Below are 13,815 nucleotides of genomic sequence, written 5' to 3' on the forward strand. Positions count from 1 at the left end.
AAATGGGGCGGTCTCCCGAGGGAGACCGCCCCTTCTCTGTCAGCGGGCACTGTCGAAGAGGTCGAAGCAGGACCAGCCGCCGCGGAACCACTGGACGGTGAGCTGCCAGGTCGATGGGTAGGTGCCGTCGGCGTAGCGCAGTCGGAGTCCGTACCGGCACTTGCCGATCGTTGTCCGGGTGAGGTGCTGGATGACCGTGCGGTGCAGGAAGGACGCGCTCAGCCAGGCGAGGAGGCCGTACAGGACGGCTGTCGGGCCGGGTGCGAGGTACCAGGCGGTGGCGCCGATCGCGGCGTGCAGCGTCATATCGATGAGGAACGCGGGGATCACGCCGGTCTCGTCGCCGCTGGAAGTGCGTCCGGTGAGGGGGAATTCGTCTGTCGAGCGCTCCCGCGTTTCGGATGTGACGAACATCGGCTCGGCGTCACGTTCGTATCCGCGCTCCCGCGTGGCGTGCCGGGACGGTGCTGCGTTGCTCATGGAGGTCAGCGTGGTCGACACCGCTTAACAAGCACCCGGTGCCGACCTTGCCGACCTGATCACCGCCGGTGTCAGCCCGCGGATCCCGATGACAGCCAGGGGAATCCGGATGCCGAGCCGGTGCCACCGCCGGAGGGAAGATCCGCTCCCGCCGAGCCGGGGCGGTGGATGCGAACGGTGACCGGGTCGGTGCCGTCGGCTTCCACGGTGACGATGCGCGCGCCGGGCGCCGAGGTGACCCGACCGCCGGTGACCTTCACCTCGTAGCCGTCCGGATGGAACAGATCCGAGACGTAGATCTCGGTCGGCGCCGAGGCCTGGCGAGGCCGGTACCGATACGCGAAATCGCCTGTGCTGGAGTCGAAGACCATGCCATCGGGAATTCCCGCGGTGGCTTGTGGATAGGTGCGGACCAGTTCGCGCCCGAGTTCACCGCGGAAAGGATCACCGTCGCGGGCGCTGTAATGCCAGTAGTGCCAGCCGACGAACCGTTCGTCGGCCCGGGTGGTGGTGTTGCGCAACACGGTCGGATCGCCGTCGCCGAATTCGGTGACCATGGTGGGGATGTCGGTGCGGTCGGCGAAAGCGTCGATGTTCGACCAGGTCCGGTCCTGCTGCGGCGGGCACAGGGCGCGCAGCTCCTCGGGCAGGCCGAGGTAGATCGCGAGCTGGCTGGGAATGCAGTAATCGTGCGGGGAGAAAACGATGTTCGGGCTGGTGATCGGTGGATTCTTGCCCAGGTGGCTGGGCATGGTCTCGTTCCAGGTGACATTCGGTTCCCAGAACACCGGTACCGTGGCATTGCGTGCCCGCACCGCATCGGTCAGCTGTTGCAGCGCCCGTTGATATTTCACGTCGAAGTCGGGGCAGCCGTCGGGATAGCAGGTGAGAAACGCTGAGCCGGGCCATGGTTCGTTGAGCAACTCGATCCCGAGCACGCTCGCGCGCCCGGTCATCCGCTCGGCGAGCGCGCCCAGCGCCACCCCCAGATGGTTCAGCACCCCGTAGGTGTTGTTCCACACCTCGTCCCACCCGGCATTCATGCTCGGCATCAGGTAGTACAGCGGGAATCCGGGATTCGGCTCACCGTCCGCGGGCCGGGCACGGATCGCCCATTCGGGAAACCCGTTGCCGTTCCAGATCTTCGACAATCCGTCCTGGTGATTGTCGAGCAACGTGTAGATGCCGTGCGCGGCAAGGGTATCCACGACATTCTCGACCCGGTCGAGGTAGGCGGTATCGACAACACCCGCCGTCGGCATCAGTCCGTCGAACGAGACCCCGAGCCGGACTGTGGTGAACCCGTGCCGAGCCAGTGTCGCCGCCGCTTCGTCGGTGAGGGTGAATCCGTCACCGGGTTGCAGGTAGGGCGCGTCCTTGTCGACGGTGTTCACCCCGTGGAGCAGCACGGTGCGTCCGTACCCGTCGATCAACGCCGACCCCTGTGCCCGCAGGGGCGTCAGCGGTCTCGCGGGGTCGGCGGTCGCCGGGGCGCTGCTCACGGCCAGCCCGGCTGCGAGTGCGAGCGCCGTCATCCAGCGCACCGGTCGCCTCATTGTCCTCATCATCTGCGTCCTCGATCCCCAGGTGGACGCTCGTTCAACTGAACGAATGTCCAAGTCTGTTGGCGAGAGAACATAGCCGGACCGCCATGATGTGGTCAAGGCCACAATCATGAAAGAGCCTGAATCGCTTCGTGTTCGATGCCCGATCTGCCTCGCCGCCGCTGTCGACGAGCTGCTGGCCGCGGGCTGGGCTATCGCGGATCCGCTGTCGGAGCACACCACCACTGAAGGGCGTAACCCTCGGCCTGCGGCGGGTGCGTGGTGTGGGTGTTCGTCACAGTCGTGGTGCAAGCGAGGTGGTGACCGGACCAAGTCTTGTCGAACGATCGCTGGTGAGGTTGCGAGCCTTGTTAACGTGGCCGCGTTTTGCGATGCACGGTGAGAGGGAACGGATGAAGCGCGCGCTCATGGCGGTAGTGACCGGGGGATTGGCGTTGGCGACGCTCGTCGGATGCTCGAGCGCGGAGCCCGAGGCCGCGCAACCGAAGGCATTGTTCGAGCCGTGCACCGGAGTCACCGCGGACGCACTACAGAAGGCCGGTGTCGACCCCGCGACGAAGGTGGCGGCAGGTGCGGTGTCCGCCGGTTGGCAGACCTGCGAGTGGACCGGCGCCACCGCCTACCTGAGGGTGTTCTCGACCTCGCGAACTCTCGCGGAGTTCGAGAAGGAAGCAGGTCCGACACCTTTCACCGACTACACGGTCGCGGGCCGCGCCGGCCGTCGCCTCGGCGACACCCCTACCTCCTGCGACATCCTCTTCGCCGCGTCCCAAGGCGTCATCCGCATGGTCGTCGTGAACAACCCCACCCAGCAGACCGCCGACGCCTGCGCCACCCTGCGCCACATGGGCGATTCGATCATTCCGACCTTCCCGACCTGAGCCGAGTCCGACTGGGTTCAGCCGAACGAGCAGCAGAGTTCGATGGTGCAACCGACGCCGCGAAACCATTCTGCGACGAGGCGGCCGAGGGTGGGGTAGGTGCCGTCGGCGTAGCGGATTCGAAGGCCGAACAGCGACTTGCCGAGCGTTGTTCGGGTGAGGCGCTGGACGAAGGTCCGGTGGATGAACGAGGCGGCCAGCCAGGCCAGGGCGCCGTACGCGAAGGCCACCGGGGTCGGGAACACGAACCAGACAGCGGCGCCGATCGCGAGGTGCAGTGCCATGTCGATGGGGAACGCGAGCCACATCCAGGTGGAGCTGCCGTGTGCGTTCGTCGCGAGCAGCGGGAACTCGGGTTTCGGCTCCGGCTTGTCGGGGACCGCGGGAACGAAGATCAGTCGGCCGTCAACATCTCGCTCGTATCCGGCGGCGAGAACCTTCGCCTCGTTCCGCACGGTCACCGGGTCGCTCATGGACGAAAAGGTAGGTGGCGACGCTTATGACCGGCCGTGGATTACGCCAATGCCGGGATCACCTCGCGTTCGAAGAGTTCGATGCCGGAGGTGTCGTAGGCGGCTTCCGGGAAGTTGACGATGGTGTAGGCGAGGCCGAGGTTCTTCACCTTCGTGAGGCGTTCGACGATTTGTTCCGGGGTGCCGACGGCCGCGCTGGCCGCGAACTGTTCGTGCACACGGGCTTTCGCCTCATCGGCGCCGAGGAAGGGAGTGAAGCGGTCGACGATGGTCGAGAGTCGTTCTTGTACTTCGGTTTCGGTGGTACCGACAATGGCGTTGAAGTTCGAGCTGCGGGTGATGGCGGAGAAATCGGTACCGACCTCTTCGCAGTGCTGGCGCAGGATGTCGGACTTGCGGGCGAACTCGTCGGGGTCGCCGCTGAAGTTGGTGTAGTCAGCGTATTTGGCGGCGATGCGCAGGGTCTTCTTCTCGCCGCCACCGGCGATCCAGATCGGAATCCCGTTCTCCTGCAACGGTCGTGGGTGCACGATGGCGTCGTCGACCTGGTAGTACTTGCCGTCCAGGGTCGCTCGGCCGGTCTTCCACGCCTCGCGGAAGATCTGGACACCTTCGTCGAGGCGGCCGAGACGCTCACCGGCGGACGGGAAGCCGTAACCGTAAGCGCGCCACTCGTGTTCGTACCAGCCGCCGCCGATGCCCATCTCCACCCGGCCACCCGAGATGAGATCGACGGTGGCGGCCACCTTGGCGAGGTAGGCGGGGTTGCGGTAGCTCATGGCAGTACACATCTGGCCCAGCCGCACCCGGGAGGTGGTGGCCGCGAACGCCGCCATCAACGTCCACGCCTCGTGGGTGGCTTCGTCGGTGGGAACGGGCGTGGTGTGGAAGTGGTCGTAGACCCAGATCGACTCCCAGTCGGAGCCCGCGTCGAACCGCTGGGCCAGTTCGCGCATCACCGACCACTGGTCGGCCGGTTCGATACCGACCAGATCTAGCCGCCAGCCCTGGGGAACGAAGATGCCGAAGCGCACAGGTTTTCTCCTGGAGTGAATGGAACTCGAGCGGCGCGCCACACGCCGCGGCTGTCGAGATCCACTGTTCCACTTCTACGCGCTCAGGCAACTATTGTGCGCGCACCGCGCTGAACCCTGGACCGGCCGTTATGCGCCGAAAATCAGTTGGCACGCGGGGAAAACCCGGGCATGCTTGCAGACGTATGAACAATATTTCGCTACCCCGCCTCGGCGTCGACTTCGGCCGAGTGATTCAGGGGGCCGCGCTCACACCGGGCGCCGCGGACACCGTATTCCTGTCGGGCGGCTTCGACGAAGCAATGAGCACTCCACCCGGTCCCGACGCGTTCGCGGTGCTCAACCGGCTGGTGAGCCGCTTCGACGGCAACGCCTGGGTGATCTCGAAATGCGGTCCGCGCATCGAACAGCGCACCAGGCAATGGCTCGACCATCACGACTTCGCCGCCCGCACCGGCATTGCCCGAGAACACTTGCGCTTCTGCAGAACTCGCGCGGGCAAGGCGCCGCACTGCGCCGAACTCGGCATCACGCACATGATCGACGACCGGCTCGAAGTGCACGCGACCCTGCGCGATCTGGTGCCCCGGCTGTACTTGTTCGGCGCGCAGACCGGGCCGATCCCGTCGTGGCTGACCCACACGCCCGACTGGCCCGCGGTCGAGCGTGCGGTCGGCGCGGATCTCGCAGGTCAGACGCTCGGATCGCCGTAGGACGCGGCGATGTCCTTGCTGCTCGGCCACCCGCTGTAGGTCGGTGATTGCGGCCAGCCCGCTGGGCTGTCCTGCCATTCCTCCTGGCGGCCGTAGGGGAGCGCGTCGATGAGGCCGAAGGTGTAGGCGAGTTGTTCGGTGCCGCGGCCGTCGGTGTGCCAGCTGCGGTAGACGGTGTCGCCGTCGCGCAGGAAAGTGTTCACGGCGAAACCCGCGCCGGGACCCGCGCCCATGTCGGCGCCGAACGGGCTGTCGGCGGTCGAATACCAGGTCATCGCGTTGCCGACGCGCTTCTTGTAGGCGAGTGCCTCGTCCATCGGCCCCTGCGTCACGATGACGAATCGCGCGTCGTAGCCGTCGAGGAAGTCCAGTCGTGCGTACTGCGCGGTGAGGCCGGTGCAGCCGGGGCACTGCCAGGTGTTTCCCGGTGTCCACATGTGGTGATAGGTGATCAGTTGCGAGTGTCCGTCGAAGACCTCGGCGAGTGAAACGCCGCTGCCGTCTTCGGCTGTGAGCGTGTAGTCGGGCAGGCGGACGGCGGGCATGCGCCGGCGCTGGGCGGCGACGGCGTCGAGTTCGCGGGTCGCGGCCTTCTCCCGGATCCGGAGCTGATCGAGTTCGGCCTGCCAGACGTCCTGATCGACGATGGTGGGCAATGCGGTCATGGTGAGCCACCCTTCAATGTGTACGGCGTGCACATTTGATATGTTCACACCGTACACTCCGGCGAAAGGGGCTTCAAGAGTTGGCCTATCACCACGGTGACCTCGCGGCGGCCTTGGTCGAGGCCGGGCTGGAACTCACCAGGGCCGGCGGCCCGGGCGCCTTGACCATCCGTGCGGTCACCCGCCAGGTCGGCGTCACGCCGAACGCCGCCTACCGGCACTTTCCCGACCGGCGTGCCCTGCTGCGCGCGGTCTCGGCCGCGATCGAGTCCAGGATGGCCGAGGGGATGGAGCGCGGCCCCGCGACCGGTCGTGCGAGCCTGCGCGCGGTCGGTCTCGGCTATATCGGGTTCGCGCTGCTCGAGCCCGGCTGGTTCGCGGTCGCGTTCTTCGGTGCCGGTGACACCTCGCCCGAGTCGGTCGTCGACTCGCCCGCCTACCTCGCCCTCGCCGACGCGCTCGACATGATGGTGCACATCGGCGAGCTCGCTCCGGCGGCGCGTGCGGGTGCGACCTGGAGTTGCTGGTCCACCGTGCACGGATTCGCGGAACTGGCGTTGCGCGGGCCGTTGCGGCACCTGGACCGCGCCGAACTGTGGCCGCTCGCCGAACAGGCCGTCGACACGGTCATCGCGGGGCTGCCGTCGGTGGTGTGATCGGTATCACTGTGACCAGTGGTACGCGAGCTGAAGGTGAAACGATCGGCCCTCGCATGTAGTCTCATCAGTGGAAGGGTGTGCCCGAGTGGGTACTCCAAGCGATCCGCGGAGCGATCACCCGCGGCGACTGCGAGGAGGTGGGGTTGCAATGCGCAACGAACCTCCCAGTCGAAGGCCGCGCGGCGTCACCCCTTCGTCCTCGTACTGCCGATCCTGACCTGCTCGGTCCGGTCTGTGCGTGCCGGCCTCGGTGGTGGACGCCCCGCGGTGTGAACCACCGTCACTCGTTCCACTTCTCGCGCATCCTGTAGCTGTCCGTGCCGCAGGCGTGCGCGCTGTCACGCCAGAGGACTCGATCATGTCGAACGTCGATCTCGTCACCACCCGTCATGTGCCCACCGAAACCGTTGTGCCCGAAGTGGTTTCACCACGCCGCGCGGCGGTGGAAGACCACGCTGTCACCGAGGCGCTCGCGATCCTGTCCGAATCGGTGCGCGACATCGTCGAGACCCACCGGGTCTGTGGCGGCCTGGACTGGCTCGACAACCGGCCGCCGCACGTCATCGCCGACGCGCTGGCCCGCATGGACGCCGTGCAGGCCGGTGTCGTGTTTCGGCTGCTCGACAAGGAGCGCGCGCTCAGCGTGTTCGAGGAGCTGGAGCCGGTCGACCAGCAGCAGATCCTGCAGGGCCTGCGCGAGAAGAGCTTTCGCGATCTCGTCGAGGCGATGGACCCCGACGACCGCGCCCGCATGCTGCACGAAGCGCCCGCCAAGGTCGCCAAGAAGGTCCTCGCCGGGCTGAGCCCGCGCGAGCGCCGGATGACCGCCACGCTGCTCGGCTACCCCGAGGGCTCGGTCGGGCTGTACATGACGCCGGAAGTCGTTGCGCTGCCGGACAATCTGACCGTCGCGCAGGCGCTGGGTTGTGTGCGCGCCAAGGGCGCCAACGCCGAAACGGTCTACACGCTGCCCGTGGTCGATCGCGGCCGCCGCCTCACCGGCATCGTCGAACTGCGCGAGCTGGTGCTGCACGCGCCGGACGCGATGGTGTCCGAGCTAGTCGTCACCGAGCCGCCGTTCGTGCGGGCCACCGATGCCGCGGAGAAGGCCGCCCGGCTGATGAGTTCCACCAACCTCATCAACCTGGTGGTCGTCGACAGCGAGGACCGGGTGGTCGGGCTGCTCACCATCGACGACGCGATGGAGGTGCTCGAGGCCGCCGACAGCGAGGACGTCGCCAAGCAGGCCGGTTCGGCGCCGTGGGAGGGCCACTACATGGCCGCCAAGGTGTTCCAGCTGGCGCGGTATCGGGCGCTGTGGTTGATGCTGCTGCTGTTCGCGGCGACCCTGACCGTGAGTGTCACCGACATGTTCGCCACGACGCTCGAACAGGCCGCGAGCCTGGCGCTGTTCATCCCGTTGCTGATCGGCGCGGGCGGCAACGCGGGTGCGCAGGCGGCGACGGCGTGCGTACGCGCGCTGGCCGTCGGCGAGGTGCGGGTCTCGGATCTGTTCAAGGTGATCTGGCGCGAATGCCGGGTCGGGCTGGTGCTCGGCAGCATGCTGGCCGCGGCCGGACTGCTGATCGGCACGGTGTTCGTGGGGCCGAAGATCGCCATCGTCGTGGCCATCACGTTGGTGGTCATCTGCGGCTGGGCGGCGACCATCGGCGGCACGATGCCGTTGCTGGCCAAGAAGTTCCGAATCGACCCCGCGGTCGTGTCGGCGCCGATGGTGACCACCCTGGTCGATGCGACCGGGCTGATCATCTACTTCACGACCGCGAAGCTCGTGCTGGGGATCTAACGCTGCGGAAAGAGCGTGAGCGCCTGTGCCATGACGTCTTTCGCGACGTCGTCGGTGGCGGCGACCACCTCGACCACGGGGATGCGCCTGCCGAAAACGGTGGATTCGGCGGGCAGTTCCGGCCCGACGGCCGCGGTGTAGATCGGGATCGAGCTGTCGTACACCGAGACCGAGCGGTGCACGGTGCGGCCGTTGATGTGGTCCTCGGTGCTGTTGGCGGCGAGATACTCGGGCACGCGGTACTCGTAGCTCACGGTGATCTTCTCGCCGCGATAACCGAACAGGCACTGAGTGAGTCGCTGTTCGTCGTCGGGGACGGCGCCGGCCAGTCTGCCCCGGACCGTGCACGGATCCGCGCCGAGCAGCACCGTCGGCGCGGTGTCGGGGGAGGTGCCCTGTTTCGGCGACTGACGCCAGCGGTCGATCATGCCGGGCACGAGTTCGTCGGCGACCGCGCACGGGTTCTTGCCCGGTGTGGAAAGGCCGAGATAGAAGGCCGCGCTCGACGGGAACTGGGCGGTCACGCCGCAGGCGCGCGGTTCACCCGTATCGCGGTCGGGGACCGTGCGGACGTTCGCGTCGCCGATCTGCCGCGTGGTGCCCCGGCCACCGGCCGACAGGCTGCTCAGCAGGGTGGCGTGCCAGGTCAGGGTCGAGCCCTCACCGGCTTTGTCGCTGCCGATGATGGCCCGGCACGAATCCAGGCCGACGGTCACGCTCTTGACCTCGCCGAGCCGTGCCAGCGTGTCGCGCGGAAGCAGCGCGCAGACATCGATCTGGCGGGTCGCCTGGGCGACCTCGGCTCGCTGGGCGAAATCCTGGGGGACCTTCGACCAGAAATCGGGGGGCTGGGCGGGCATCACCGGTGCGGGCGGCGGCGGCAGCTCCCCGTAATCGGGTGGGTTGCCCGCGTCGTCACTCCCGCATCCGGCGCACACGAGCAACGCGGCAGCGGCCAGCGCCATCCTGCGATCCATCGGCACCCCTGTCCTCGACAGATACGGGCCCGGACCCGCGCCCGACCACCGAGTCTGCCCGTGACGGCAACTCTCGTGCAAACATCACGCCAGGTCGTTCTCAGAACGTTGTCGTCATCGCACCGGCGCTCAGGTGTCAGCGAACCAACGGCAAGGTTTCGCGCATGACCTTCTCCGCGATCGTCGAGTGGGCGGTGACCGAGACCGTCGGCACGCGCCGACCGAGCAGGGCGTCGGTCGGTCCCGGTGCGAGTCCGGGACCGACGACGGCCGACAGCGACGCCATGTCGGCCTGGGCTGTATCGAATCGGTACACCTGGCGCGAGCCCACGGTGAAGGCCGGGGTGTCGTCGATGATCGAGCGTTCCTCGTTGTAGTCGAAGGTGACGATCGCGTCGTGCCCGTCGACGCTCATCTTGCACGTGGTGACGCGCTGATCGGCCACCGGCACCCGAACGCCGAGCAACGGCGCGACCGCGCACGGATCGGCTCCGGTGATCACCGCCCGATCCGAATCCGGCGAGGAACCCTGGGGCGGCTCCTCGCGCCACTCGGTCAACGCGATCCGCACCAGCGTCTTCGCCGTCGCGCACGCGTCCTGCGGCGCCCGCACGCTGAAGGACAGGTCGGCGCCCGCCACGAACCGCGCCCACGCCTGACAGGCCCCGCGCACCTGCGGATCATCCGACGCGGCGGGCTCGTCGTTGAACAGCACCCGCACGTCGCCCATCGACTCCTCGTCCACCGGACCGTCCATGCTCGGCTCGCCCTCGAACATCACCCCGGTACTCCAGGTCGCGTCGATGCCGGTGAGATGACCCGGCACGGCGATACTGAGCCGGCACTGATTCGGATGCACGTTCTCGATGTCGCGCACGGTGCCGAGGGTGCCCAGTGCCACGCGGGGGAGCAGCGCGCACACATCGATCGCCCTGACCTTGCGCAGAACCGCGACCTTCTCCTGATCGGAAACCGCTGCGGTGGACCAGAATCCACCCTCGGGCATGGAGTCCGGTGCGGGTTCGCTTCCGCAGGCGACCATCGTCAGCACTGCGGTGGCGATCAGGATGAGCTGTCGCACAGGGGTTCTCCTTGTCCGGTCAGGTGGCGGGGAAGAGTTCGGTGGTCGCACGGAGGACGGATTCGAGGGCGGCACGGTCCGTGCCGAAGACCCGGATGGTGGGGACGGCGGGGCCCATCAGCTCGGATCCGGGTCCGGGCAGGCTGGGGCCGACTATCGCTGTGTACGAGGCGTATTCGCTCGTGTCGTCGCTGGGGCCGTACCCTGTGTGGCCGTTGACGGTGAAGAGGGACTTGCCGGTGTCCGCGTAGCCGCGCGCCTCGTAGCCGTAGTCCACATCGATGGCCGCACCTCGGAAAGTGAACTGGCAGGACCATATCCGTAGGTCGAGGACGGTGACCGCAGTGTCGAGCGCGGTGGCGACCTCGCACGGGTCCTTGCCGTGCAGTGCGGTCCGCGGGGTGTCCGGGGAGGTGCCCTGTGCTGGTTCGGCGGCGAGTCCGCCCATCGCGCGGGCCAGTGCGGACTGGGCGGCCGGGCACGGTTCGGTGCCCAGTGGTGTTCGCACGTGGACCGGGAGCGTGGTCGTATTGGCGAAAGCCGCGGTGGCGAGACAACTTCGGTCGAGCTGTCCTTCGACCTGGGGGCCGTTGTCGAGATCGCGCAGAACGCCGACGGTGATGCCGTCGACCTCCTCGCGCCGGGACTGTCCCCAGCCGTACCCGGTCGGCGCGACGCCGATCGCCCAGCTGACCGAGGTGCCCTTGCCGCTCTCGGCGGAGTCGAACGTCGCTTCGCACTTGTTCGGGCCGTCGTTCTCGACCGCGAGCAAGGTGCCGATCTTCGCCAGGTCGGTCCGGGGGATGAGCGCACACGGGTCGATCGCGCGCAGCCGGCGCAGCAGTTCGAGGCGCTGATCGTCGGAGGTCGGCGCCGTCTTCCAGTACGCGGGCATCGCGGACGCCGCCTCGATCGGGGTGACCGGCCGGTGCCCGGGCAGCTCCTCCTGGCAGGCGGTGAGCCCGATCATGACAGCGGCGGCCACCGCGCAACGACGCCACAGCATCGACAATCCCCCTCGCGCGGGACGACTCCCGCCTCCCTCCGGCTCACGTTCGAGCCCTGTCGAATGCCCAGTGTGCCGGAATCGGCGCCCCGGATCCGCACCGGGCCCGGGTGCGCCGGGCAGTGGCGGCGCTCACCGGTGCAGCGGGTGCCGGCACACATGTGGCGAATCACTGGCGATGCGATGGTGGTGAGTTCGCGATCGTGCCGCACAATGGGGGCCGCGTGTGTGGTGTGGGTGTTCGGCCGGTCGGGTCGAGTTCCGCGCGCCGCAACACAAGCTGTAGTGCTCCCCGAGGTTGTCACCCACTACGAGTAGTGTTTGTGGGTGAAGGGCTTCGCGCACGGCGGCGGGTGCGGGTCAACAGGTCTGGCGGAAAGGTGTGGAGGCGGAATGAAGCTCATCGATCGGGCGTCGGCCATCAATTGGAATCGGGTGCCTGATGAGAAGGATGCCGAGGTCTGGGATCGGCTGACCGGCAACTTCTGGTTGCCCGAGAAGGTCCCGGTGTCCAACGACATCCCGTCCTGGAACACCCTCACGCCCGACGAGAAGCAGCTCACGATGCGGGTCTTCACCGGCCTGACGCTGCTCGACACCATCCAGGGCACCGTCGGCGCGGTCTCGCTGATCCCCGACGCGATCACCCCGCACGAGCAGGCGGTGTACACCAACATCGCGTTCATGGAGTCGGTGCACGCCAAGAGCTACAGCTCGATCTTCTCCACCCTGTGCTCCACCAAGGAGATCGACGAGGCCTTCCGCTGGTCGGAGGAGAACCGCAACCTGCAGCGCAAGGCGGAGATCGTCCTGGGCTACTACAACGGCGACGACCCGCTCAAGCGCAAGGTGGCCTCCACGCTGCTGGAGAGCTTCCTGTTCTACTCCGGCTTCTACCTGCCGATGCACTGGTCCTCGCGGGCCAAGCTCACCAACACCGCCGACATGATCCGGCTGATCATTCGCGACGAGGCCGTGCACGGGTACTACATCGGCTACAAGTACCAGAAGGGCCTCGAGCTGGTCTCCCAGGCCGAGCGCGACGAGCTCAAGAACTACACCTTCGAGCTGCTCTTCGAGCTCTACGACAACGAGGTCGACTACACCCAGGACCTCTACGACGAGGTCGGCCTCACCGAGGACGTCAAGAAGTTCCTGCGCTACAACGCCAACAAGGCGCTGATGAACCTCGGCTACGAGGGCCTGTTCCCGAAGGACGAGTGCGAGGTGAACCCGGCGATCCTGTCGGCCCTGTCGCCCAACGCCGACGAGAACCACGACTTCTTCTCGGGTTCGGGTTCCAGCTACGTCATCGGTAAGGCGATCAACACCGAAGACGAGGACTGGGAGTTCTGAGCGCGCCAGTACTGTGAACGACGGCGCACCTGTTCGGGTGCGCCGTCGTTGTCTATGGCGCGGTCTTCGGATGACCGCGTTTGCGCCACCGCAGCGGTGGCATGCCGAACCGGCGGTGGAAAGCGCGGTTGAACGCGGCTTCCGAGTGATAGCCGACGGCGCCGGCGATCCGGCCGACCGGTTCGGCCGTCGAGCCGAGAAGGCGGGCCGCGTGTTCGAGGCGCCGGTCGGTGACGTAGGCGCCGGGTGACTGCCCGAGCAGCCGGGTGAACCGATCGGTGAACGTGGACCGCGACATCGCGGCCTCGGCCGCGAGTTCAGCGATCGGCCACGCGCGGTCCGGATTGTTGTGGATCCTGGTGAGTACCGGACCGAGGGCGGGGTCGAGGGCGGCGGTGAGCCATCCGGGCGCGGTCGTGTCGTCGGCGGACCAGGCCCGCAGCGCGTGGATGAACAGTAGGTCCAGGATGCGCGAGATCATCACTGCGGCACCTGGTCTGGCGTCGGTGATCTCGACGACGAGCAGGTGCAGACTCGGCGTCAGCCAATCACGGTCGTCGCCTCCCGCCCGGATCAGTACCACCGGCGGCAGGACCGACAGCAGTGGATCGGCGATAGCCTCCTCGACGCCGAAGGTGCCGGTGACCCAGCGTGGCGCCGCCGGATCGGCGAGTTCGGTGACGCGGCGGACGCTGTCGGCGGCGGTGAGCCCGCGTGCGGGCACCGAGGGTGTGCCCACGGAGATCACGTGCGGGTCGCCGCGCGCGAGCAGCGCCATATCACCGTCACGCAGGGTGTAGGACCGGTCGCCCACGCGGAGCTCGAGGTCTCCGCGTTCGGCGATGTGCAGCAGCCGGATGCCGCCGGGCAGCCCGATCGCGAAGGGTGCCGGGGGTGCGCAGCGGATGAGCCGATCGCCGCGCAGCCGGACGGTGTGCAGGATGTCCGACAGGGCGTCGAGGGTGGTGTCTCGCGCGAGGGGGTCACCGACGATCGGTTGATCGGCAAAATATACCGGGTCTTCGGTCATGGTATTTGCCTCATCATCCAAATATCGTCAATGGTGCTCGTCGCGTCAATCGGCTCCGCGGTATCGGGCCGATCCGGCAGGCGAGAAA

Annotated in this window: 14 protein-coding genes; 5 read left to right on the plus strand and 9 right to left on the minus strand. The window is 67.4% G+C overall.

Annotated elements, in window-relative coordinates:
- Positions 1 to 39: 39 nt before the first annotated feature.
- Both ACWGCN_RS07055 and ACWGCN_RS07060 read right to left on the minus strand, forming a co-directional pair.
- Positions 40 to 480: an RDD family protein gene (locus ACWGCN_RS07055; protein ID WP_449964326.1), complete on the minus strand. Its 441-nt coding sequence runs from the start codon at positions 478 to 480 to the stop codon at positions 40 to 42.
- Positions 481 to 551: 71 nt separating this feature from the next.
- Positions 552 to 2,036 (minus strand): endoglycoceramidase I, encoded by a 1,485-nt coding sequence (locus ACWGCN_RS07060; protein WP_452460248.1) that lies wholly within the window; start codon positions 2,034 to 2,036, stop codon positions 552 to 554.
- A 401-nt stretch (positions 2,037 to 2,437) separates the two neighbouring features.
- Here ACWGCN_RS07060 and ACWGCN_RS07065 point away from each other — a divergent pair, with 401 nt between their 5' ends.
- Positions 2,438 to 2,926, plus strand: a complete 489-nt coding sequence (locus tag ACWGCN_RS07065) for a DUF3558 family protein (RefSeq protein WP_452450810.1) — start codon at positions 2,438 to 2,440, stop codon at positions 2,924 to 2,926.
- A gap of 17 nt (positions 2,927 to 2,943) precedes the next feature.
- On the opposite strand, the gene ACWGCN_RS07070 is transcribed toward ACWGCN_RS07065, so the two are convergent.
- On the minus strand, positions 2,944 to 3,399 hold the full coding sequence (locus ACWGCN_RS07070) for an RDD family protein (RefSeq protein ID WP_378991501.1): 456 nt from the start codon (positions 3,397 to 3,399) through the stop codon (positions 2,944 to 2,946).
- 41 nt (positions 3,400 to 3,440) lie between these two features.
- The gene (locus ACWGCN_RS07075; RefSeq protein ID WP_378991502.1) at positions 3,441 to 4,433 is read right to left on the minus strand and encodes an LLM class F420-dependent oxidoreductase; all 993 of its coding nucleotides are present in this window, start codon (positions 4,431 to 4,433) and stop codon (positions 3,441 to 3,443) included.
- Positions 4,434 to 4,618: 185 nt separating this feature from the next.
- Between ACWGCN_RS07075 and ACWGCN_RS07080 the strand changes: the two genes are divergently transcribed.
- Positions 4,619 to 5,146, plus strand: coding sequence for a hypothetical protein (locus ACWGCN_RS07080; protein WP_378991503.1), 528 nt, complete (start codon positions 4,619 to 4,621; stop codon positions 5,144 to 5,146).
- On the opposite strand, the gene ACWGCN_RS07085 is transcribed toward ACWGCN_RS07080, so the two are convergent.
- Positions 5,125 to 5,811, minus strand: a complete 687-nt coding sequence (locus ACWGCN_RS07085; protein WP_379313591.1) for a DUF899 family protein — start codon at positions 5,809 to 5,811, stop codon at positions 5,125 to 5,127. The genes ACWGCN_RS07080 and ACWGCN_RS07085 overlap by 22 nt on opposite strands.
- Before the next feature lie 80 nt (positions 5,812 to 5,891).
- On the opposite strand from ACWGCN_RS07085, the gene ACWGCN_RS07090 reads away from it, so the two are divergent.
- A complete protein-coding gene (locus ACWGCN_RS07090) occupies positions 5,892 to 6,467 on the plus strand; it encodes a TetR/AcrR family transcriptional regulator (protein WP_379313589.1) in 576 nt (191 codons plus the stop codon).
- A 361-nt stretch (positions 6,468 to 6,828) separates the two neighbouring features.
- Positions 6,829 to 8,277, plus strand: a complete 1,449-nt coding sequence (gene mgtE, locus ACWGCN_RS07095) for a magnesium transporter (protein ID WP_378991507.1) — start codon at positions 6,829 to 6,831, stop codon at positions 8,275 to 8,277.
- Here the strand turns inward: mgtE and ACWGCN_RS07100 are convergent.
- The 3 genes from ACWGCN_RS07100 to ACWGCN_RS07110 all read right to left on the minus strand — a co-directional run bounded on the left by ACWGCN_RS07100 (position 8,274) and on the right by ACWGCN_RS07110 (position 11,341).
- A complete protein-coding gene (locus tag ACWGCN_RS07100; protein ID WP_452460249.1) occupies positions 8,274 to 9,254 on the minus strand; it encodes a peptidase in 981 nt (326 codons plus the stop codon). The genes mgtE and ACWGCN_RS07100 overlap by 4 nt on opposite strands.
- Before the next feature lie 136 nt (positions 9,255 to 9,390).
- On the minus strand, positions 9,391 to 10,335 hold the full coding sequence (locus ACWGCN_RS07105; RefSeq protein ID WP_449964350.1) for a hypothetical protein: 945 nt from the start codon (positions 10,333 to 10,335) through the stop codon (positions 9,391 to 9,393).
- 19 nt (positions 10,336 to 10,354) lie between these two features.
- Positions 10,355 to 11,341, minus strand: a complete 987-nt coding sequence (locus ACWGCN_RS07110; protein ID WP_452460250.1) for a hypothetical protein — start codon at positions 11,339 to 11,341, stop codon at positions 10,355 to 10,357.
- 393 nt (positions 11,342 to 11,734) lie between these two features.
- On the opposite strand from ACWGCN_RS07110, the gene nrdF reads away from it, so the two are divergent.
- Positions 11,735 to 12,697 (plus strand): class 1b ribonucleoside-diphosphate reductase subunit beta, encoded by a 963-nt coding sequence (gene nrdF / locus ACWGCN_RS07115; protein WP_056812336.1) that lies wholly within the window; start codon positions 11,735 to 11,737, stop codon positions 12,695 to 12,697.
- Between the two features lie 52 nt (positions 12,698 to 12,749).
- Here nrdF and ACWGCN_RS07120 read toward each other — a convergent pair whose 3' ends face one another.
- Positions 12,750 to 13,727 (minus strand): cupin domain-containing protein, encoded by a 978-nt coding sequence (locus tag ACWGCN_RS07120; RefSeq protein WP_452458346.1) that lies wholly within the window; start codon positions 13,725 to 13,727, stop codon positions 12,750 to 12,752.
- Between the last annotated feature and the right edge of the window lie 88 nt (positions 13,728 to 13,815).

The organism is Nocardia sp. NPDC055050, from assembly GCF_053608345.1.